This is a genomic window from Vibrio sp. R11-SG3-ISO9 (assembly GCF_059834255.1).
In genome coordinates this window covers 116,339-139,015 of the sequence record NZ_JCBDGU010000030.1, presented here as the reverse complement: position 1 = coordinate 139,015, position 22,677 = coordinate 116,339, and the positions used below count along the sequence as shown (strand labels likewise).

17 protein-coding genes are annotated in these 22,677 nt (G+C 46.9%); 5 read left to right on the top strand and 12 right to left on the bottom strand.

What is annotated here, in order from left to right; translation table 11 throughout:
• Positions 1–101: 101 nt before the first annotated feature.
• The 6 genes from parC to nudF form a co-directional block, all read right to left on the bottom strand.
• On the bottom strand, positions 102–2,354 hold the full coding sequence (gene parC, locus AC6R05_RS09545; RefSeq protein ID WP_150870859.1) for a DNA topoisomerase IV subunit A: 2,253 nt from the start codon (positions 2,352–2,354) through the stop codon (positions 102–104).
• Positions 2,355–2,357: 3 nt separating this feature from the next.
• A complete protein-coding gene (gene parE / locus AC6R05_RS09540; RefSeq protein WP_500647233.1) occupies positions 2,358–4,238 on the bottom strand; it encodes a DNA topoisomerase IV subunit B in 1,881 nt (626 codons plus the stop codon).
• A gap of 241 nt (positions 4,239–4,479) precedes the next feature.
• Positions 4,480–5,082: an esterase YqiA gene (yqiA, locus tag AC6R05_RS09535; RefSeq protein WP_500647232.1), complete on the bottom strand. Its 603-nt coding sequence runs from the start codon at positions 5,080–5,082 to the stop codon at positions 4,480–4,482.
• Positions 5,082–5,906, bottom strand: coding sequence for a 3',5'-cyclic-AMP phosphodiesterase (gene cpdA / locus AC6R05_RS09530; RefSeq protein WP_390519932.1), 825 nt, complete (start codon positions 5,904–5,906; stop codon positions 5,082–5,084). Before cpdA ends, yqiA begins: the two co-directional genes overlap by 1 nt.
• Before the next feature lie 53 nt (positions 5,907–5,959).
• Positions 5,960–6,403, bottom strand: a complete 444-nt coding sequence (locus AC6R05_RS09525; protein ID WP_032553092.1) for a DUF1249 family protein — start codon at positions 6,401–6,403, stop codon at positions 5,960–5,962.
• Positions 6,404–6,407: 4 nt separating this feature from the next.
• Positions 6,408–7,037 (bottom strand): ADP-ribose diphosphatase, encoded by a 630-nt coding sequence (gene nudF, locus AC6R05_RS09520; protein WP_032553091.1) that lies wholly within the window; start codon positions 7,035–7,037, stop codon positions 6,408–6,410.
• Between the two features lie 226 nt (positions 7,038–7,263).
• Between nudF and tolC the strand changes: the two genes are divergently transcribed.
• Positions 7,264–8,586, top strand: coding sequence for an outer membrane channel protein TolC (tolC, locus tag AC6R05_RS09515; RefSeq protein ID WP_152468131.1), 1,323 nt, complete (start codon positions 7,264–7,266; stop codon positions 8,584–8,586).
• A 117-nt stretch (positions 8,587–8,703) separates the two neighbouring features.
• On the opposite strand, the gene hldE is transcribed toward tolC, so the two are convergent.
• The 3 genes from hldE to AC6R05_RS09500 all read right to left on the bottom strand — a co-directional run bounded on the left by hldE (position 8,704) and on the right by AC6R05_RS09500 (position 14,508).
• Positions 8,704–10,134 (bottom strand): bifunctional D-glycero-beta-D-manno-heptose-7-phosphate kinase/D-glycero-beta-D-manno-heptose 1-phosphate adenylyltransferase HldE, encoded by a 1,431-nt coding sequence (gene hldE / locus AC6R05_RS09510; RefSeq protein ID WP_032553089.1) that lies wholly within the window; start codon positions 10,132–10,134, stop codon positions 8,704–8,706.
• A 134-nt stretch (positions 10,135–10,268) separates the two neighbouring features.
• Complete coding sequence (glnE, locus tag AC6R05_RS09505; RefSeq protein ID WP_500647248.1) at positions 10,269–13,121, bottom strand: bifunctional [glutamate--ammonia ligase]-adenylyl-L-tyrosine phosphorylase/[glutamate--ammonia-ligase] adenylyltransferase; 2,853 nt, start codon at positions 13,119–13,121, stop codon at positions 10,269–10,271.
• 130 nt (positions 13,122–13,251) lie between these two features.
• Positions 13,252–14,508: a methyl-accepting chemotaxis protein gene (locus AC6R05_RS09500; RefSeq protein ID WP_150870849.1), complete on the bottom strand. Its 1,257-nt coding sequence runs from the start codon at positions 14,506–14,508 to the stop codon at positions 13,252–13,254.
• 98 nt (positions 14,509–14,606) lie between these two features.
• Here AC6R05_RS09500 and AC6R05_RS09495 point away from each other — a divergent pair, with 98 nt between their 5' ends.
• Entirely contained in the window at positions 14,607–15,356 is a 750-nt protein-coding gene (locus AC6R05_RS09495; protein ID WP_500647231.1) for a potassium channel family protein, read from the top strand.
• A 38-nt stretch (positions 15,357–15,394) separates the two neighbouring features.
• On the opposite strand, the gene AC6R05_RS09490 is transcribed toward AC6R05_RS09495, so the two are convergent.
• Entirely contained in the window at positions 15,395–16,912 is a 1,518-nt protein-coding gene (locus AC6R05_RS09490; protein ID WP_150870846.1) for a CYTH and CHAD domain-containing protein, read from the bottom strand.
• Positions 16,913–17,120: 208 nt separating this feature from the next.
• On the opposite strand from AC6R05_RS09490, the gene AC6R05_RS09485 reads away from it, so the two are divergent.
• The 3 genes from AC6R05_RS09485 to AC6R05_RS09475 all read left to right on the top strand — a co-directional run bounded on the left by AC6R05_RS09485 (position 17,121) and on the right by AC6R05_RS09475 (position 20,008).
• The gene (locus tag AC6R05_RS09485; RefSeq protein WP_032553084.1) at positions 17,121–17,801 is read left to right on the top strand and encodes a TIGR00153 family protein; all 681 of its coding nucleotides are present in this window, start codon (positions 17,121–17,123) and stop codon (positions 17,799–17,801) included.
• Positions 17,802–17,930: 129 nt separating this feature from the next.
• Positions 17,931–19,193, top strand: coding sequence for an inorganic phosphate transporter (locus AC6R05_RS09480; protein ID WP_285467778.1), 1,263 nt, complete (start codon positions 17,931–17,933; stop codon positions 19,191–19,193).
• 203 nt (positions 19,194–19,396) lie between these two features.
• The gene (locus tag AC6R05_RS09475; RefSeq protein ID WP_032553081.1) at positions 19,397–20,008 is read left to right on the top strand and encodes a TIGR04211 family SH3 domain-containing protein; all 612 of its coding nucleotides are present in this window, start codon (positions 19,397–19,399) and stop codon (positions 20,006–20,008) included.
• A gap of 70 nt (positions 20,009–20,078) precedes the next feature.
• On the opposite strand, the gene AC6R05_RS09470 is transcribed toward AC6R05_RS09475, so the two are convergent.
• Both AC6R05_RS09470 and AC6R05_RS09465 read right to left on the bottom strand, forming a co-directional pair.
• Entirely contained in the window at positions 20,079–21,008 is a 930-nt protein-coding gene (locus AC6R05_RS09470) for a general secretion pathway protein GspB (RefSeq protein ID WP_500647230.1), read from the bottom strand.
• A complete protein-coding gene (locus AC6R05_RS09465) occupies positions 21,008–22,660 on the bottom strand; it encodes an ExeA family protein (protein ID WP_500647229.1) in 1,653 nt (550 codons plus the stop codon). Before AC6R05_RS09465 ends, AC6R05_RS09470 begins: the two co-directional genes overlap by 1 nt.
• Between the last annotated feature and the right edge of the window lie 17 nt (positions 22,661–22,677).

The window sequence follows — 22,677 nt, the reverse complement described above, 5'->3', positions numbered from 1 at the left end:
AGCGAATCTACGACTAACACTAAGTAGATTGCGAACAACAAAAAACCCAGCTCAAGGCTGGGTTTTTTATTATCTATAAAGCTGTTTATCAAAAGCTGCGATTAGTCGTCACTCTCAATATCGATGCGAGTAACACGCTGTAGGCCTCTTGGCAGTAGTCCACCACGACGACCACGCTCACCGCGGAAGTTATCCAGATCAGCCGGCTTCAAGCCAAGCTTACGCTTACCCGCATACAGCGTCAGTGTTGTTCCTTGAGGAATAGCCATTAGGTGTGAGACAAACTCTTCACGCTCTTTGGCCTTCGCTGATGGGATATTGATGATCTTGTTACCCTTACCTTTGCTCAATTGAGGCAGATCTTTAATTGGGAACAACAACATACGACCTTGGTTAGTAATCGCCAGGATCTCGTTGGTCTCAAGATCTTCAATCGGACTTGGTAGCATCACTTCAGACGCTTGAGGCAAGTTCACCAGAGCCTTACCGCTCTTGTTCTTCGATAACAGGTCACTGCCTTTACACACGAAGCCGTAGCCTGCATCGGAGCCCACCAGCCATAGCTGATCGTCTTCACCCATCACAACTTGTCGGATCGAGCTGCCAGCATTGATATTCAAGCGGCCAGTAATCGGCTCACCCTGGCTACGCGCCGAAGGCAGAGAGTGAGACTCAAGCGAGTAGCTGCGGCCATCACTGCCGAGGAATACTGCTTGTTGGTTGCTCTTACCACGCGCACTCGCAAGGTATTTGTCACCCGACTTGTAGTTCAAGCCTTCTGGATCCACTTCATGCCCTTTCGCATGACGAATCCAACCTTTCTCAGAAAGCACGACTGTGATTGGTTCACTTGGCACAAGGTCGCGCTCTGTCAGTGCTTTCGCTTCTGCACGCTCAACAAGTGGAGAACGACGATCATCACCGTACTTATCTGCGTCCGCTTGAATCTCTTTCTTAATCAGAGTATTCAGACGACGCTCAGAGCCTAGTAGCTTCTCTAGCTTTTCACGCTCTTTCTCTAGCTCATCTTGCTCGCCACGGATCTTCATCTCTTCCAGCTTAGCAAGATGGCGAAGTTTGGTATCTAGAATTGCGTCTGCTTGAATCTCTGTGATACCAAAGCGCTCCATAAGCACTGCTTTCGGATCGTCTTCAGTTCGGATGATCTCAATCACTTCATCAAGGTTGAGATAAGCAACCAAAAGACCTTCTAAGATGTGTAAGCGCGCTAGCACTTTATCAAGACGGTGCTGTAAACGACGACGTACTGTTGTACGACGGAACTCAATCCACTCTTTAAGGATCTGAACTAGGCCTTTAACTTGAGGACGGTTATCTAGACCGATCATGTTCAAATTAACACGGAAGTTCTTCTCAAGATCCGTTGAAGCGAACAGGTGACTCATCAACTGATCACAATCGATACGGTTCGAACGAGGAACCACAACGATACGCGTTGGGTTCTCGTGATCCGATTCATCACGAAGGTCGTCTACCATTGGTAGCTTCTTAGCACGCATCTGGTTAGCGATTTGCTCTAGAAGCTTAGCGCCGGATACTTGGTGAGGCAGAGCCGTGATAACAATATCAGAGCCCTCTTTGTGCCAAACAGCGCGCATCTTGATACTGCCACGACCTGTTTTGTAGATCTTCTCGATATCTGATTTCGGAGAAATGATCTCAGCTTCGGTTGGGTAATCAGGGCCTTTCACATGCTCCATCACTTCCGACAGTTCCGCTTTCGGGCTATCGATCAGTTTGATGGTCGCATCGGCGATCTCACGCACGTTATGTGGCGGGATATCTGTTGCCATACCTACCGCGATACCAGTGATACCGTTAAGTAGAATATGAGGCAGGCGCGCTGGCAGCATTTGCGGCTCTTTCATCGTGCCGTCAAAGTTTGGTTGCCACTCAACTGTGCCTTGGCCTAATTCGCCAAGCAAAACCTCAGCAAACTTAGACAGTTTCGCTTCGGTATAACGCATCGCAGCGAATGATTTCGGATCATCCGGAGCACCCCAGTTACCTTGGCCATCTACCAATGGGTAGCGGTAAGAGAACGGTTGTGCCATCAATACCATGGCTTCGTAACACGCCGAGTCACCGTGTGGATGGTACTTACCCAATACATCACCAACGGTACGTGCCGACTTCTTGTATTTTGAAGCTGCTGACAAGCCAAGCTCAGACATCGCGTAAATAATACGACGCTGTACTGGTTTGAGGCCGTCACCAATGTAAGGCAATGCACGATCCATGATCACGTACATTGAGTAATTTAAATAGGCATCTTCGGTGAACTTGCGCATTGGCAATTGTTCAACGCCATCAAAAGTAATTTCGTTAGACATTCATTATACCTCGGCCAAATCACCGTTGTTTTGTAGCCATGAACGGCGATCATCAGCACGCTTCTTACCTAGCAGCATGTCCATCATTTCGTTGGTCGCTTCACTGTCATCAATCGTTAGCTGAACCAGACGACGAGTATTTGGATCCATGGTGGTTTCGCGTAGCTGAAGTGGGTTCATCTCACCCAGACCTTTGAATCGTTGTACGTTGATCTTGGCTTTCTTCTTCGATAAGCGCTCTAGCACACCATCTTTCTCATCGTCATCAAGGGCATAGAACACTTCTTTGCCACAGTCGATACGATATAGAGGCGGCATCGCCACATAGATATGACCTTCTTCAACCAAAGAGCGGAAGTGACGAGTAAACAGAGCACACAGCAGCGTCGCAATGTGTAGACCATCCGAGTCCGCATCGGCAAGGATACAGATCTTACCGTAACGTAAGCCAGATAGGTCATCGTTGTCTGGGTCGATACCCAAAGCCACCGAGATATCGTGTACTTCTTGAGATGCAAGAACTTGGTCAGCCGATACTTCCCACGTGTTAAGAATCTTACCACGCAGTGGCATCACTGCTTGGAACTCACGGTCACGAGCTTGTTTTGCTGAACCACCCGCCGAGTCCCCTTCCACGAAAAAGATTTCAGTGCGGTTTAAGTCTTGAACTGAACAATCTGTCAATTTACCTGGTAATGCAGGGCCTGATGCCACTTTCTTACGTACCACCTTCTTGCTGGCACGCATACGACGGTGCGCATTGGCAATACAGGTTTCCGCTAGCTGTTCAGCCAGTTGTGGTTTTTCATTAAGCCACAAGCTGAACGCATCTTTTACAACGCCAGATACGAACGCAGCTGTTTGACGAGAAGAGAGGCGCTCTTTCGTTTGACCTGCAAACTGAGGATCCTGCATCTTCACCGATAACACGTATGAACAGCGATCGAAGATGTCATCACCCGTTAGCTTGACGCCACGCGGCAACAGGTTACGGAATTCACAGAACTCACGCATTGCATCCAATAAACCTTGGCGTAGACCGTTTACGTGAGTACCACCTTGTTTGGTTGGTACTAGGTTCACGTAACTCTCAGTGATCATCTCACCGCCTTCTGGCTGCCAGATCACGGCCCAGTTTGCCATTTCGGTTTCTGCTGTAAACTCACCGATGTACGGCTCTTCAGGTAGTAAGGTGTAACCCTTCACGCCCTCTGCAAGGTAGTCTTTTAGACCATCTTCGTAGAACCATTTATGTTCTTCGTTGTTCACCTTATCGCTAAAGGTGATCTCTAGGCCTGGACAAAGAACTGCTTTCGCGCGCAGGTTGTTCACCAAGCGCAGCACAGAGAATTTAGAGCTGTCGAAGTACTTCGCATCCGGCCAGAAATGTACTGATGTACCGCTGTTACGCAGGCCACATGAGCCAGTAACAGTTAGGTCGGTAACAGCAACGCCGTTTTCAAATGCAATTTCATGGACTTGACCATCACGACGGACAGTAACTTCAACGCGTTTTGAGAGTGCGTTCACCACCGAGATACCTACACCGTGTAGGCCGCCTGAGAACTTATAGTTATTGTTTGAGAACTTACCACCTGAGTGGAGCTTAGTTAAAATCAGCTCAACACCTGAGATGCCTTTCTCTGGGTGAATATCGACAGGCATACCACGACCATCATCCACCACTTCTAGAGATTGGTCAGCGTGCAAGACCACTTTGATCTTCTTCGCGTGGCCAGCCAATGCTTCATCTACAGAGTTATCGATAACTTCTTGGGCTAAGTGGTTTGGCCTTTCAGTCTCAGTATACATCCCCGGACGGTGTCGAACCGGGTCGAGACCTTCAAGAACCTCGAGGTCTTTTGCATTATATTGTTCAGTCATAATACGGAGTTTACTCAAAAAATTTACGTCTGTTCGCTGGGCTCTAATTCGATATAACCGTGTTAGTTGCCGTGAACCCTCACAGCAGAGCGAACGAGCGAAAGTATTGGGGAATATAGTCTGGAAGCAGGGGTTTGATGTCAAGCACGTTCAAAAACTATGACACCAAACTATGATATTTCACCACTGACAGATGAAATAACAGGCAAAAAAGATAAGATGTTGCGGCTGAAGTTAAACCTTATAAGGCTAGAAATTCAATTATCTTTTGAGGGTAACGTTCAAAATCGACAAAGCTGTGGTCGCCGCCCTCTTCTACAGTCTGCTTCGCTCCTTGAAACTTAGCCACCGCTTGGCGGTAATCTAAAACTTCATCTTCTGTTTGCTGCAATAACCAAAAATCACTTGGCTCGGAAATAGAGGCCACATCGAGCTGCTTGAGCTCATCAATGTGTTTTTCCTCTAAAACATAATGTTCATTGGTGTATGGGTTAACCTGTTCACCGAGGTAGTCGGTCAACAACTCATAAGGTTTCACTGCTGGATTAACCACAGCCGCTTTAAACCCATAATGCGCATTTAGCCACGTCGACAAATAACCACCTAACGAACTACCCACCAGCGCAATTTGGTACTGCTCTTTGTGCTCTTCGACAACGCTCTTAAGATACGCTGCTGCCAGAGCGGGAAAGCTAGGAAGTTGTGGCGTCACTACCTTGATATCAGGACGATGCTCAGCACAGTACTCAGCCATGACATTGGCTTTGTGCGAACGCGATGAGCTATTAAAACCGTGGATATAGAGCAACATTGAAGGCTTTGTTTGTGGCGTAGCAGCTGACATTAGTAACCCTCGGCGTTGAAGTCAGGGGCAAATGCACCGCGCTCAAGTCGACGTACTTCTGTCGTAATCTCACCGTTCGGCTTCAATTCAAGCTCTCGCCAGCCCGGGCTGAGCGTATCAAGCGCAAAGTCGTCTGAATTTGGCTTGAACTGAACACAAGTCGATGGCGTCGCCATAACCTGTACACCTAGGTGCTCACGATTCATATCTTGATGCACGTGGCCACATAAAACGCCACGAACATTGTTGTGTTGTGACACGACATCCCAGAACTGATCCGCATCTTTTAAACTGTGTTGATCAAGCCAAGCACTACCCACCAGTAGTGGGTGGTGATGCAACAAAACTAACGTGTGCTTTTGCGGATATTCCGCCAATTTCTGTTCTAATAGTTCGAGCTGTTGATCGCTTAAGCGACCATGTGGCACACCGACAACTTGCGAGTCGAGCAGAATCATCTGCCAATGTTCCCCCAACAGCACGTGCTCAACACACTGTATTTGAGCTGAAGGGATAACGCTGCCCATATTGGGTTTATAGTCGTGGTTACCTGGCAACCAGTAACAAGGCTTCTCTAAAGGCTGAATGCCAGCCTCAAATTTTTGGTAAGACTCTGCGCTGTGATCTTGAGAGATATCACCAGTCGCCAGAACCGCTTCATATTCATAACCTTGGTTCACAATGCCATCGACAACAGCACGAAAGCTATCTTCTGTGTTGATGCTCAGCAGGCTACCATTACTTGGCGCAAAGAGGTGCGTGTCGGTCAGTTGCACTAACTTAATGCTGCTCTCATCTAATTTTGAAGTGTGTGATAATTCCAAAATAACAAATCCAGATACGTTACTGTTAGATCTTCAAAGTATTCAAACGTACGCTAACTCAGCGTAATAGGTGTGCGACTGATTCCATTTTTTAAACAAAACGTTAACCATTCGCCAAGAAACTTATTGAGTTGAAATTTCTCGTCTTTTTGCAAAAGTTTAGTGTTTGGGTAGTCGTATTTCGCTTTGACTCTTGAGAAGTCCCCACTGGCACACACTTCTGCAACGCGAGCGTCGTGATATAGCCTGACAGACATTTTTGGCAAAGGGAATACTGGCATCGCATCACTCTGACATATATCTATTAATGTGGTGTATTTTGTGACCTCATTCACTGTCAATTGATACACCATATTAACCGCTTGATAACAACGCACGTCGCCGACCTGATGTCCCACAGGCAGCAGCGCGTTCAATTTCGCGTAATTTGTCTCATAGACTCGCATCAATTCAGCAAGATCAACATGATACGGCTTTTTCACCGCTATATTCGGCATAGCGTTACTCTTTCCACTTTGACTGTAAATCTAGGTAGTTCAGTTGCAACCATTGCAAAGCAATAATAGTAGCACCATTTTCGAACACACCTTGCTGTACCAGTTGATAAGCTTGTTCACGACTCATCACTTGAACACGAATATCTTCACCTTCGTAGTCAAGCCCATGGACACCTTTCGCCGTGGTCGCATCAACGCAGCCAACCATTACATCCAGCTTCTCAGAGCAACCACCCGATGATGGGTAATATGAAGTGATCGGCAAGACATGAGTCACTTCAACACCAGCCTCTTCAACCGCTTCTCGACGAGCGACTTGTTCCGGTGATTCATCGGTATCGATGATTCCCGCGACAATCTCATATTGCCAAGGGTTCTCGTGCTCAAGGGCACCAACTCGGATCTGCTCGACGATCACTACTTCATCTCGAATAGGATCGTAAGGTAGCAGTGCAGCAGCATGTCCACGCTCAAACATTTCGCGTTCTATCGGCTTACTCCACCCGCCTTCAAACAACTTATGTCGAAAGGTGTACTTAACCATTTTGAAAAAACCACGAAAGAGCGTTTCTTTTGAGACAATTTCCACATCTTGTGGAGTAAACTCATGTTGTTGATTGTCATACTGTTGCATTTAGCACCTCACTAAGTGATCTTTATAGTTTACTCATTGTACGAGTTAACTACCAAGGTCTAGGTTCAACTTTTTATACAAAATTTATAATTAAATTTAAGTATCCGAAAATAAATATTGCACAAGTGGACAGTTAAATGTAAAAAAGTGCAAAGTTTCGAGTAAATTACCACCAAACTGAGTTAAACTCTGTAAAGAAAAATTCTATTAAGGCAGGAATAGGAAAATGAGAAAACTGCTTCCACTATTTATCAGTGCAGCAATTGGCAGCCTGAGTTCATCAGCTTTCGCTGATACGCTAGCCGAAGTATATGACCAAGCAAAACAAAACGATCCAACACTTCTTCGTTCAGCTGCGCAGCGTGATGCCGCTTTTGAAGCAGTCACTTCTAGCCGTAGTGCACTACTACCGCAAATCAACCTAACTGCGAACTACGACATCAACCGTGGTGACCGTGATTATGATGCAGGCAACAGCGCCAACCTCGACAATAACAATTGGGGTGTTGGTGTAGGGTTCACGCAAGAGCTTTACCAACGCTCTTCTTGGATCACACTAGACACGGCTGAGAAAACAGCACGCCAAGCTGATTCAGCTTACGCGGCAGAGCAACAAGGTCTAATCCTTCGTGTTGCGACGGCTTACTTCGAGGTACTGCGTGCTCAAGACAACCTTGAGTTCGTTCGCGCAGAGAAAGCTGCCGTTGCTCGTCAATTAGAGCAAACTAAGCAACGCTTTGAGGTCGGTCTATCGGCAATTACTGACGTACATGACGCGCAAGCGCAGTACGATGCAGTACTGGCAGACGAAGTTCTAGCTGAAAACACACTGACTAACAACTACGAAGGCCTTCGTGAAATCACAGGTCAAGAGCACTCTAACCTAAGTATTCTTGATACTGACCGCTTCTCAGCAAGCAAGTCTTCTGAGTCTGCTGTAGCGCTGGTTGAGCAAGCTCAAGAGAAAAACTTAAGCCTATTGGCTGCACGTATCTCTCAAGACATCGCGAAAGATAACATCTCGCTAGCAAGCTCTGGTCACCTTCCAAGCCTAACGCTTGATGGTAGCTACTCGCTAGCAGATCAATCAAATAGCTCTGATGATTACGATCAAGACAACCTAAACCTTGGCCTAAACCTAGTTGTGCCACTATACACTGGTGGTAACACGACCTCGCTAACTAAGCAGGCTGAATACAACTACGTAGCAGCAAGTGAAGATCTTGAAGCAACTTACCGTAGTGTTGTTAAAGACGTTCGCGCGTTCAACAACAACATCAGCGCATCGATCGGCGCACTACGTGCTTACGAGCAATCGGTAGTTTCAGCTCAATCTGCACTTGAAGCGACAGAAGCAGGTTTCGATGTAGGTACTCGTACTATCGTTGACGTACTTGATTCAACTCGTCGTCTATACGATGCGAACAAGAACCTATCTGACGCTCGTTACAACTACATCCTAAGCGTACTGCAACTGCGCCAAGCGGTAGGTACACTAAGCGAGCAAGACATTGTTGACGTAAACGCAGGTCTAAAACCAGCGAGCTAATCACTCAACACGCTGTCTGATAGAGAGCGAACTTATCGCTCTCTACATATGCAGATACAAAAATGCCGCTCATTGAGCGGCATTTTTATTTATCGGATATCAAATCAATTAAGGCGCTTATCCACGACCGCCTTTGATCGCTTCAATGATCTCTGTGGTTGAGCAGCCATCTTCAAAGTTAAGCACTTTCACTTCACCGCCTGCAGCAATCACTTCTGCACCACCAGCGATCTCTTCTGGCTTGTAATCACCGCCCTTAACTAGGATGCTCGGCAGAACTTCAGAGATTAGACGCTGTGGCGTATCTTCAGAGAAAGGAACAACCCAGTCTACTGCACCCAAGCCAGCAAGAACCGCCATACGACGATCAGTTGGGTTTACAGGACGACCAGGGCCTTTCAAGCGTTTAACAGACTCATCGGTATTTACAGCTACAATCAGGCGGTCACCTAGCTCAGCTGCGTGGTTCATGTAAGAAACATGGCCCGCATGAAGAATATCGAAACAGCCGTTAGTCATAACTACTTTCTCGCCTTTAGCGCGAGCTCGTTTCACCGCTTCAATCAGAGCAGCCTCTGAAATCACGCCGTAATCTGTATCTTGGCTACCGTGTACTGCTTCTGCTAGCTCAATCATAGAAAGCGTTGAAGTACCCAGCTTACCAACAACAACACCTGCCGCTGCGTTTGCCAGTGCACACGCCTCATCAAGAGGCTTACCTGCAGCAACAGAAGCCGCAAGTACAGAAATAACAGTATCGCCCGCACCCGTTACGTCGTACACTTCTTTCGCTTGTGTCGGCAGGTGGAACGGTTCTTGGCCTTTACGCAGTAGCGTCATACCGTGTTCACTGCGAGTAACAAGTAACGCTTCAAAATCAAATTCTTCAATCAGAGCTAAACCTTTCGCCACTAGCTCCTCTTCAGATTTCACTTTACCCGCAACTAGCTCAAATTCAGCCATGTTCGGCGTCAGCAGTGTTGCACCACGGTAGCGTTCAAAATCCGCACCTTTCGGGTCAATAAACACTGGAACATTTGCTGCACGCGCTTTCTGAATAAAGCGTTGAACATGCTCAAGCGCACCTTTTGCGTAATCAGACAGGATCACAGAGCGCACGTTCGGTAGCGCTTGTTCCATACGAGACAGAACCAACTCAGGGTCAGTGTTCTCAAATTTGTCTTCAAAATCTAGACGAATCAACTGTTGACCACGGCTCATCACACGTAGCTTCGTGATGGTTGGGTAATCTTCTAGCTCAACAAAATCACAATTAACTTTAAGTGCACTCAGTGTGTTCTTAAGTACTTGTGCAGGCTCATCTTTACCCGTTAAACCAACGATATGCGCATGGCCGCCTAATGATGCAATATTCATTGCCACGTTAGCTGCACCACCAGGACGCTCTTCGTTATTCTCTACTTTTACTACAGGTACTGGCGCTTCTGGTGAAATACGACCGGTAGGGCCATACCAGTAACGGTCTAGCATCACATCACCGACAATCAACACACCCGATTGGCTGTAGTCAGGTAGAATAGGTTTCATTAGGGATCTCCAAAAATCGAATCTGGATAGAGTCTAGCACACTGATAGTAGTGGCTAAACCATAGAAAAAGACAATGAAGCGGTTTAAGCCACCGCTTCACATTCTAGACAGTTACGCTGGTACAAGGTTCCCGCTATTCAGCGAGCATCCACTGCTGCCAAGCCTGAGTGACGAGAGCTCTCTCTTGCTCAAACTTATCCATCGCAACATCAGCATCGAGGTTAAGTAGGTTACGGTGATGAATTTCATCACGCAGTGTGGTGTAGGCGTGAGTGAGTGCCATCGCTTGTGGTTCTTCCATAATACCCTGTGACATCAAGCTCTCGAAGATGCGCACATTATCACACCAACGTGTCAACTTCGGTTTCTCATGGCTGTATCTCAGTACCAGGTATTGAGCAAGAAACTCAACATCGGTAATGCCACCATTGTCTTGTTTAAGCATAAAGCGATCGCTTTTCTTGCCGCCAAGGTGGTCACGCATTTTTTCGCGCATCTTAACTACCTCTTGCTTGAGGCTTTCACCATCACGCTCAAGACACAACACCTCATGACGCGTCTTGTTAAACGCCAATGCCAAAGGCTCATCACCATAGATCATGCGTGCGCGAGTCAATGCCTGATGTTCCCACGTCCACGCTTCACTGTGCTGGTACTCGTCAAAAGCATCGGTTGGACTTACTAATAAGCCTGATGCACCAGAAGGTCTCAGGCGCGTATCAACCTCATAAAGAATGCCTGAGGCAGTGCGAGTCGAGAAGATATGAATAATGCGCTGAGCCAATCGTAGATAGAACTGACGACCATCGATCTCTTTCTTGCCGTCGGTATAAACATGCACTGGACAGTCATGCATGAAGACGATATCTAGGTCCGAATTGTAACCTAGCTCCCAACCACCGACTTTGCCATAACCAACGACCGCAAAGCCGCGTCCATCACGATCTTTGATGTGTGTTGGCTCACCATATTTAGCCGCTACCTGCAGCCAAGCTTGATTCACACCTGCTTCTACAATCGCCTCTGCTAGATAGGTTAAGTGATCACTCACCTTCATCACAGGTAGCACACCTGCAATATCCGCCGCTGCAATTCTCAAGATGCAGGTCTGCTTAAACTGACGCAGCCCTTCCATCTGCTGCTCCATATCATCCTCAGGAATGCGCGCCAGATAATCACGCAACTCAGTTTTGTAGGACTCTAGTGGTACTGGGTTATACAACTGCTGAGGATCAATCAGTTCATCAAGCAGGATTGGGTAACGCCCTAGCTGTTCTGAGATCATTGGACTCGCGGTACACAGGCGTACCAACTGAGTCAGAGCCGCTGGGTGCTCATCGAGCAGTTCAAGGTACGTTGTTCGCGTGACGATTTTATGCAGCAGGTGCAGCACACGCGACAACCCAAACTCTGCATCTTTATTGGTATATAAAGCTTGGAACACTTTCGGCATCAAACGGTTAAGAACTTCACGTCCTCTTGGGCCTAACGTTTTCTTCGCGATATCAGCCTTAAACTGAATAATGGTATTGGCGGCTTTCTGTGGGTCGACGGCATCAATGTCTGTCTCCAAGACATGCTCAATCACATCCGGCTTATGTGCCATATCCCACAGCTCACTGAAGTGGCTCGCGATTGGATTCGCTTCCTCCTCTTCCACACCGATAAGCTCTTCAAACACCACATGAACATTAGCCATGTGCTGACGGGTCTCATCAATCAGTGCCTGCCAGCTTTCAAACTGCATCGCTACCGCCAGTTGGAGCTGCTCTTGCTCATTATCAGGCAGGGTTTGAGTCTGCTTGTCGGCCATCGCTTGCAGTAGGTTCTCTAAACGGCGAAGGAATAGGTAAGCGTCTCTGAGGTGTGCAACTTCACCTGACTCTAAAAGCTTCAAGCTGTCGATGGCTTCAAGGGTGTTCAATAGACCACGGTCTCGCAGGCTTGGTTCACGCCCACCGCGAATCAACTGGAAGACCTGCGCAATAAATTCCACTTCACGAATTCCGCCAGGGCCAAGCTTAATATTGTTGGATAAGCCACGACGACGAACCTCGCTACTGATCATCGATTTCATTCGACGCAAAGATTGAATAGCACTGAAATCAATATAACGACGGAACACAAACGGGCGCAGCATTTGGCGCAGCTCTTGATACTCAGGGTACATCTCACTCCCCATCACCCGAGCTTTCACCATGGCATAGCGCTCCCAATCGCGCCCTTGCTCTTGATAGTAATCTTCTAGCGCAGCGTAACTCATCACCAATGGACCGCTTTCACCAAATGGGCGCAGTCGCATGTCAACGCGGTAGCAAAAGCCATCAAAGGTTTGTTGGTCGAGCGCCTTGATAATGCGCTGTCCAAGGCGCGTGAAAAACTGCGCATTAGCGATACTGCGGCGTGCACCTTGTGTCTCGCCATTCTCAGGGTAGGTAAAAATAAGGTCGATATCTGAAGAGAAGTTCAACTCACCACCGCCGAGCTTGCCCATGCCGATGATCAGCATAGGTTGAGCTTCTCCCTGCGCATTACAAGGCGTGCCCCACTCTTTGCAACAGATGTTGTATTGCCACTGATAGGTTTCAAAGATCATGGCTTCAGCGAGCATTGAAAGGTGGCTGAGGCTCTGCTCTAGAGGCCAAGACGCGGTAAAATCACGCCACGCGATATAAGACATTTCGCGATTACGAAACTGACGCAACACACGCTGACCGCTCACCTCATCTTGGCATTCAGTCAACAGGTTAGCGAGTCTCTCTCGATAACCTTCGGCACGCTCTTCACACTCGAGCATTTTAGGTAGCACTTTTGCTAGCTCACTATCACGTTGCAAGCAATCGCCGACAAAACTGCTCAGCCCTAAAACGTAGTTAAGTTGCTCTTGATATTGAGGAGACCAAGTCGAAATCGCTTCGCCTTGATGTTCAAGCAGGTTTTCTAAAGCCGATTGAGAGTGCTGAGTAAGTGAAGCAGGCAATTGCATTTTTCTTCCTTGTTTGACTAAGCGCATACTGTCTCTATTTATATCAAACTTATGCCAATAAAAAACGCCCACATCAGGAATGTGGGCGTTTTATCGGATTAGAAATCAAACCTAAGCTTGTAAAGCCTACTTAGACCTTGAATTGCTTGATCTTACCATCCAGCTCTTCAGCATTGGTTTGCATGATTTGTGAGGTCTCAAGAAGCTCACCGACCACTGTGACCGAGGCTTCGACCAGCTCACGAACATTGGTTAGATTGACACTCATCTCTTCGGCGACGCTACTTTGTTGACCAGCTGCTGTCGCGATTTGGAAGTTCATATCATTGATTTGGTTTACTTGGTTCACGATGCCATCAAGCTCTGAGCCTGCGTTGGTGACCAAATCAACGCCTTCAGCTGCTTCGACAACACTCTTCTCCATCAGCTCAACCGCAGAGTTAGCACTGGTTTGCAGATGAGTGATCATATCTTGAATTTCGACCGTGGCTTGTTGAGTGCGTTGCGCTAGGTTACGCACTTCATCAGCAACAACCGCAAAGCCACGACCCGCCTCACCTGCACGTGCCGCTTCGATTGCCGCGTTCAATGCCAGAAGGTTAGTCTGCTCAGAAATACCTTGGATAGTACCCACTACGCTTCCAATTGAGTCCACACGCTCTTCAACTTGGTTTACCGCCGCCGCTGATGCTGCGATATCAGTCGAGAGCTCACTCATCTTAGACACAGAGCCTTGCACAAACTTTTGCCCCGTCAGGGCTTGGCCTGATGCTTGTTCCGTGAGAGAAGAGGCATTCTGTGCGTGCTCAGCCACCGTTTGAACCGTTGATGTCATCTCACTCATTGCAGTCGCTAGCTGATCAATCTCGTTGAACTCTTCCTGCGCTGACTCTTTGGTTTCTGACATACTGATCGTCATCACCTCGGTCAGTGCAAACAGTTCATCAGATGAAGCCACTTGCGTTTTAATCATGTCATTCAGTTGAACGCGAGTTTTCTCAAGCTCACGAGCAACATCACCGTACTCATCTTTACAGTCCATATGGATTGGCACTGACAGATTTTTATCCGCCATCGTTTTAATGGCTTCACTCAGATACTGAGTCTGGCGCAGCATCACACGTGCCGCTGCCATCAGAAGAACCACAAACACCACAATCATCAAGCCAGTTTGCCAAGCCACTTGTACTAGGTACGTTTCGTAGTGCTCTTGTGCTACTTGTGCGTTGTTCGTTGCTGCAAGCAGTGAATCATGGAATGTGCTTGCATCCCACAGCTGCTTGGCAATGATCAAAATGGTACTGAATACCATCAGCATGATCATTTTTGGAACGAGACGAACGTCAGAGATTACCCTTTCCCACGGCTTGAATGACAGTTTGGTCATTGTCAGTTCTCCATTAAGTCTTATATATTGGACGCTTCCATATCCGCGCAATAGCAACGATTTGCTAAAGATTGCGATTTATTTCGAGCTTCGTATGAATGTTAGATAGTACCAAAGACACACCCAAGCCAATGAGCTTATTATCACTGATTCTCTCTTTCTTAGCGTTATTTGTGATCTCTGGCTTATTGTTCGCGCCTATCGATAACGAATCTAAACAAGTTCTTATCGGCCTCGATTTTATAATCTGTAGTGTTTTTCTTCTGCAGCTCACTATTGATCTATTTCGAGCGGAAAGTAAAACATCATATTTAAAGATCCACTGGATAGATTTCCTTGCCAGTATCCCGATGATAGAACCACTACGCTTCGCACGTATCTTTCAGATATTACGGGTTATTTTGGTTTTACGCTCAAGCAAACGTATTTTTAGAGAGCTGTTTCGCAATCGCAAAGAAACCACACTCGCCTCCATCATTTTATTGCTAGTGCTGTTGCTCACCATTGGTGCCGGTACGATTCTATTACTTGAGCATAAACAGCCAGGGGCAAACATTACCACTGGCCACGACGCACTGTGGTGGGCGTTTGTGACGATTAGTACCGTAGGCTATGGCGATCACTACCCAGTGACAAACTCAGGAAAACTGGTCGCCTCTTTGGTGATCATTTGTGGTGTGGGTGTATTCGGTATGATTTCAGGTTTGGTGACGTCCTTAATTACCGAGCCAACCGATTTACAAAATCAAAAGCTGGAGAACAACGACAAAAAACTCGACCTTATTTTGGAACAACAGCAACAAATCCTTGAACGGTTAGATAAGCTAGAACAGCAGACAAAAAAATAGGGCGCAATGCCCTATTTTCATGTTCTATTTGGTTATTGTTAGTCTTGCCAATATGGCTCAACTTCGACGCTGATCTGACGCGTCTGCTCCATCGCATGCAGGATAGATACCTCTTGGCGAGCCAACCAACGCTCCAGTTGATCCTTCTCATCACCCTCTAACTTGTCAGTTAACGGGGCAAGCGTTCTTAGCATCAATAGGTCATCAATGCCTTGGATCATATCTGCCCACGGTAGACGGAAGCTGTTACGTTCATCAGCATCATACAAGCTGGCAAACCCAACACCTGAATATAGGTTGCGCATCAGGCGGTACTGCTGATCGATGTAAGCTTGGCTGGTCATGACACGTTCAGGCGGGAAAGCTTCCATTAGCTCAGCCCAAGTGCGATCTAATTGCTTAACCGAGAACCACTCAATGCCACGAGCCATTTGTTCACGCGCTTTCTCATCAAGGAATGGCTGCCAACCGCGCGATAGGATCCAACGGCTCAAATCAAGCAGCAAACCTGTATAACGCGCAGAGCTCAAAAGAGTGAGTAATTCTTCACGATCTGGAAGCTGCTCTTGCATCTCTTTAAGTTCAGCAACCAAGAACTTACGAGCATCTAGCTTACGTAAAACGTGGCCTTTATCTTCTAGCAAGTCTTCTAGATGGTCGTAGCTCTTAAGCCACTCTAGTTCTTGCTCTAACCATTTAAGCTCTTGGCGGAGGATCGCACTCGCACGACGTGGGACAATGCCACCATAAATAGTAAAGGTTTGACGGATAAAGCTCAGAGAATGGCTGATCTCATGCAGGGCTTCAATTGATTGGCGCTCAGTGAAGATCTGCTCATGGTAATGCCAGTGAGATAGAGCATGTTCTAGAGACTGAATAAAACAAGATTCAACCGTGTCATTCTTATCGGTATCGACCAATGCCAGTGGTTTAACTTCATCACCTTGGTAACCCTGCGCCAAGCGATAGCCTTTTGCTGCTTTGCTCAGATTGCCCAAACGCATCCCGCCCTGTTCACAGAACTGTCGCGACAGTGTGAATAGTGCATCGGCCTGTCCAGATTTAAGCTCTAACTCAACCTCACAGATTGGCTCTTGTTTGTCACCAGACTCAACAAAGCCTTGGTCAAACGCCACCTCAATCTGACTGCCATCAGGCATCCCCACCAGCCATTGTTCGCGAGTGAAGTTAGTCGAAAAAAGAGGAATCAGTTCAGATTGCAGTGTCTCGATATCCTTACCGTCTGGCCAAATATCGCCAGGGTGAAGAGATAGATTCGGTTGATTGCTATCATGCTCCGCATTGTACTCTGGTCTCTGGTGCAAACCTGCAACCACGCGACCCGCTGTTTTTACGGTTTGTACAAATACGTCATCAAAGCGTCGAATGCGCAAGCCAGTATCGTGCTCACGTAGCCAGTTGTCCGGCGTATCAAAGTAGATGTTACCTAGCTCTCGACAACTGTGCTGAAGTACCTTCGTTTCAGCAATTTTATTGCGTAAAGTCTCTGAAAATTCAGGAGAAACAAAAAACTTCAGTTCTATCTCGGTTTCCATAGTTATACCTTTCTGGGAAGATAGGAACAGGATATTGCCAATTTTAGAACTCGGCAAGTCAGAAATATCGCCCATATGATGATCTAAAACAGTTTTAATGAGAGATTGATTAGGTTAACATGCGCGACTTTATAGCCATCGCTTAACATTTCACCACGAACATGGTGTATGTTTTTTTTAAGGTTATTATTTATTAGGTTGGACAACCATGCCAGTAAATACAATTATGGGGTTATTTGCAAAGTCCCCAATTAAACCTTTGCAACGTCACGTTGTGTGTGTGAACGAATGTTGTTCTCACCTAGTTAACTTCTTTGAAGTATCTTCAAAGGGTGACTGGGAAAAGGCAGCTGAAATTCGTGCGCAGATTTCTCATCTTGAAAAAGAAGCAGACGTACTAAAACGTGAAATCCGCCTTAAACTTCCTCGCGGTTTGTTTATGCCGGTTGATCGCACCGATATGTTGGAGCTATTAACTCAGCAAGACAAACTTGCAAACCTAGCGAAAGACATCGCTGGCCGCGTTTACGGTCGTCAGCTTGTCATTCCTGCTCCTCTACAAGAGAATTTCATCGCTTACGTTAAACGTTGCCTAGATGCAGCGAACCAAGCACAAAACGTAATCAATGAACTAGATGAATTACTTGAAACTGGCTTTAAAGGCCGTGAAGTAACACTCGTTGCTGAGATGATTCATCAATTAGATGTAATCGAAGATGATACAGACGCGATGCAGATCGAGCTACGCCAACAACTAATGGCAATTGAAGCGGATCTAAACCCTGTCGACATCATGTTCTTATACAAGATTCTTGAATGGGTCGGTGGTATTGCAGACCAAGCGCAGCGTGTTGGCGCTCGTCTTGAAGTAATGCTTTCTCGATCTTAAATCAAACGTTAACTATATAACGAAGAGCACTTTTTAACCAAAACCACTTATGCGTTGAGTATTTCTCTCGCTGAGCGGTTTTTTGCGTCTAAATTTGCTCCGCTTGTTATCAAACAACTAGGTATTACGATGGATATCCTTGCTAACTACGGCACTGTCCTGATTCTTATTGCAGCAGCTTTCGGTTTCTTGATGGCTATTGGTATTGGTGCGAATGACGTTGCGAACGCAATGGGCACTTCAGTAGGCTCAAAAGCTCTAACCGTTAAACAAGCGATCATTATCGCAATGATCTTTGAATTTGCTGGTGCTTATCTTGCTGGCGGTGAAGTTACCGATACTATCCGTAAAGGTGTTATCGAGACATCTCTATTTGCACACCAACCTGACGTACTTGTATTCGGCATGATGTCAGCACTACTTGCTGCTGGTACATGGCTACTACTTGCTTCTTACATGGGCTGGCCTGTTTCAACAACGCACTCAATCATCGGTGCTATCATCGGTTTCGCTTGTGTGTCTGTTGGTACTGAAGCGGTGGACTGGGGCAGCGTTCAAGGTATCGTAGGTAGCTGGATCATTACGCCTGTTATCTCTGGTTTCTTCGCTTACGTTATCTTCGTAAGTGCTCAGCGCCTGATCTTTGATACTGAGAACCCACTGTTCAACGCTAAGCGTTTTGTTCCTGTGTACATGTTCATCACAACGATGGTGATCGCGCTAGTAACAATCAAGAAAGGTCTAAAGCACGTTGGTCTTCACCTAAGCAACACTGAAGCTTGGGTTTGGGCTGCTAGCGTTTCTGCGATCGTTATGGTTGGTGGCTACCTATACATCCAGAAGAAATTCGCTAACCGCGAAGAAGACCACAGCTTTGCTGGCGTAGAAGGTATCTTCTCTGTTCTTATGGTTATCACAGCGTGTGCGATGGCATTTGCTCACGGTTCAAACGACGTAGCTAACGCGATTGGTCCACTGTCTGCTGTTGTATCAACAGTTGAACACATGGGTGAAATCACAGGTAAGAGCACCATCGCATGGTGGATTCTACCTCTAGGTGGTTTTGGTATCGTTGTTGGTCTTGCAACACTTGGCCATAAAGTAATGGCAACAGTTGGTACTGGTATTACAGAACTAACACCAAGCCGTGGTTTTGCAGCACAACTTGCAACAGCATGTACCGTAGTTCTTGCTTCTGGTACTGGTCTACCAATCTCAACCACACAAACACTTGTTGGTGCGGTATTGGGTGTTGGTTTCGCTCGCGGTATCGCAGCTCTAAACCTTGGCGTAGTACGTAACATCGTTGCTTCTTGGATTGTAACACTGCCAGCAGGTGCACTGCTTGCGGTTGTATTCTTCTACGCAATTCAAGGTATGTTCATCGGCTAACCCTATTTCAGGGGCTGAATGCACGTCAGAAAATTGTGAGTTTCAGTAACGATATGTAAATCTCATGTCATTATTGACTCAAATACACAGAAAGGGAGGCTCAGCCTCCCTTCTTTGTTGCACCCTACCGAGAAACTAAATACTATCTGCTAACTGAGGCTGACTTATTGCCCACCCCAATTGAAATCGTTAAGGGATTTACTGTGAAAAAACTGATTAGCTTCGTTTTGTTCGCAATGCTTGCAGCCCCAGCTGCGTTTGCACAAGACCGTTATATTGCTGATAAACTATTTACTTATATGCACTCTGGCCCAAACAATAGCTACCGTATTATTGGTAGTGTCGATGCCGGTCAAAAAATCACATTCCTACAAGCAAATAAGCAAACTGGTTATACCCAAATTCAAGACAACCGTGGCCGTAAAGGCTGGGTTGAGAGCAAGTTTGTCACTTCTCAAGAGAGCATGGCACTGCGCATGCCTAAGCTAGAAAAAGAACTAGCAGAAGTGAAAGCTAAGCTGGCTAACGCTCGTCAAAGCGCAGATAGCGAAAAAGCGGGCCTAATCAGCTCTCTTGATTCTCGCAACACGCAAATTTCTGAGCTAGAGCAGAACTACAGCGAAATCAGCCAACAGCTGACAAGCGTTCAAACTGAAAACCGCGAACTACGCGCTAAGTTAGACACGCAAAAAGATGACCTACTGCTGAAGTACTTCATGTACGGCGGCGGTGTCGCAGGCCTAGGTCTGTTGTTTGGTCTGATTCTTCCGCACCTAATCCCGCGCAAGAGAAAATCACCAAACGGTTGGGCGTAATCGCAACAAATCAAAAAAGGAGCACTCATGTGCTCCTTTTTGTTTTTCTAATGTTCAATCGCTCCAGCGATTAACCTTGCCACTCATAAAGCGCTGGGATTTCGATAGCCTGCTCTTCAAACTCCACCACAATAGATTGCGGCTTCACTTCTATTAGCTGCACTTCAGGAGTTATCCAATCCCCTTGTGCCACCTCTTTGTCGTTAATTTTAACCCAGCGCCTCTCTGCACTGCTTGAGTACATATGCGTTTGCAGGTTCAGGCTTGGTAAACGACCACTTAAGCTCTGGGTATGCGACTCCAGCTGGACAGTCGGTTGAGGTCGGTATTGGTCAATGTCCACCTCAGACGGTGAATCACTGTTATCAAGAATCGACTCAATCTTGAGGGCTAACTCAGGAGACAGCTCGGTAAGATCCAGTCCTTGTAACAGGTCACCTTCCATAGCTTCATTACCTGCACTACTAGTGCTTTGCTTCACTTGCGGATTGTTTGATTCATCGGCCAGTTGTTGCGGTTCATCCTCGAAATCAACCTGAGCCAATACAGAGTCGTCTTGTTCGTTCGATACTTGTGTCTCTTGCTCATCATTGTTAACTGCTTCAGCGTTAACCGATGCATAGTTCATTTGACGAGGCAAAGCTTTCAGTTCACCCACCTGAGGTGCAGGGCGAATGCTAAACAGCTCAGAATCTGCGTTACTCACCACCAACTCAGCGTCGAGTTCTAGGGCTTCTGGAGCAGGAACCGACTCCGGCGTGACCGACTCGACCACACTTGCTGACTCTGTTAGTGCAACTGCACTCTCTTGCTCTTTAGAGGTTCGCTCTTGATAAAGCAAGCCTCCTGCAACAAGTAGCGATGGTACCAATAAGATCAATAGGCTCAACGCGATTGATGCACCACGATGCGAACGCAACTTAGGAGCTTGAGTCGACACCAGGTGCTGCTGGAACCCGGGCATTTCCGATTTTTGTAAACGGCTCATTGTTCGAGACATTACCCTCTCTCCTCATCAATGCTCATCAGGATAGGTGAATCTAACTGAGCGATTCGTTGTAGACGCGCAAGCGTTCTTTTTCCTGCAATGCCATCGACTGACATTCCTTGCCAGATCTGAAATGCTTCGACCTTACGCTTGAGCTCGTCATCAAACAGCTCTTGTCCCGTTACATTTTCTCCTAATGCTTCAGACAGTAGCAAATCAAGCAATGCGACCGCTTCTCCGGAATCCCCCTCTCTAAGTGTCTCTCTCAGAGGTTGTTTCCATATCGCAACATAATCGCCCTGCCACAAGGTTTCTAATGCTGAAACCGGGATTTGAACTAAAGATTGATTCACTAATAATTCAACCGACTCGTCAGAAAGACCATACAGCACTGCATGATAAGACTGTTCCTCAAAGGTCAGGTTTAATACTACTGGTGAGTTGAGTTGAATCAGTTCACGCAGTGTCGCTTGCCCTTCAACACACACAAACACACTCTGTGGTTCACTCAAACATAAGCCATCTCGAAGTGAAGATTGATAACCCCACAACTGATACAGGTCTTGGATGGCAGAAGCTCGACTTGTGCCCTGCGTGAGCTGTTGAGCAATATGTTCAGGCAGCAGAGGGGCTGTTGTTTCAGCTTGAATCTCTATGGGAACCTGCATCGCCGTTTTAATTTGAGGTTCAAGGTCAGACGCCACCTGTTCATTGACAAGCCACTTGTCGATGTTTTGCGGTAGGTACGTAAACGTCCCCCAAGCGAGTCCTAAGCCCAGCACACTCAACGCGCTGTATTGCACCAGTTTCGGCCAAACTGCCGACTGCTGTTTAACCGGCGCTTGATACACCTCAGCTTGGAACGACATGATCTGCTGACACGCTTGCTCAACGGTAGCTTGAGATGGTGTTTTTTCGCCTTGATGAAAGCTCAATTGAAGGGCCTTGTCACACACAAGGTTAATCAATCTCGGTATGCCATGGGTGTATTGGGCGATGGATTTCACTGCGCGATTAGAGAACAGCATCTGCTGTGCACCCGCAGTCTCCAATCTAAACGCAATGTACTTACCCGCCTCTTGGGCATTGAGAGGCAGCAGGTGATAACGCCCTGTGATACGTTGTGCTAGCTGTCGAAGTTGATTAGTTTGCAAATGTTGTTGCAGCTCGGGTTGCCCCACCAGCAGCACTTTCAATAATTTACGGCTGTCTGTCTCTAAGTTGGTCAGAAGTCGCAACTGCTCCAATACATCAGCGGCGAGATGCTGCGCTTCATCAATCACCAGCAGAGTTTGAATCCCCTGCTCATGGCTGTCCAACAAGAAACTATGAATAGCCTGGCTCAACTGCTTGAGTGAAGCCTGTTCTGGGTAATCAATCTCAAACTCATCACACACCGCTTCGAGCAGCTCAATGTTAGAGAATGTCGGATTCAGTATAAGGCCTGCTTGAGTTTGATCATCCAAAGATGCCAACATCGCCTTAGCAACGGTCGTTTTACCAGTTCCCACTTCACCTGTCAGCATGGCAAAACCACCACCGTCACCCAATCCAGCTTGCAGGTTCTGCATTGCTTCCTGATGACGCTGACTTAAAAACAAGTAGCGAGAATTTGGTACAATCGAGAATGGCATCTCTACGAAGCCAAAATATTCCTTATACATGGGCTGCCCTATAATTA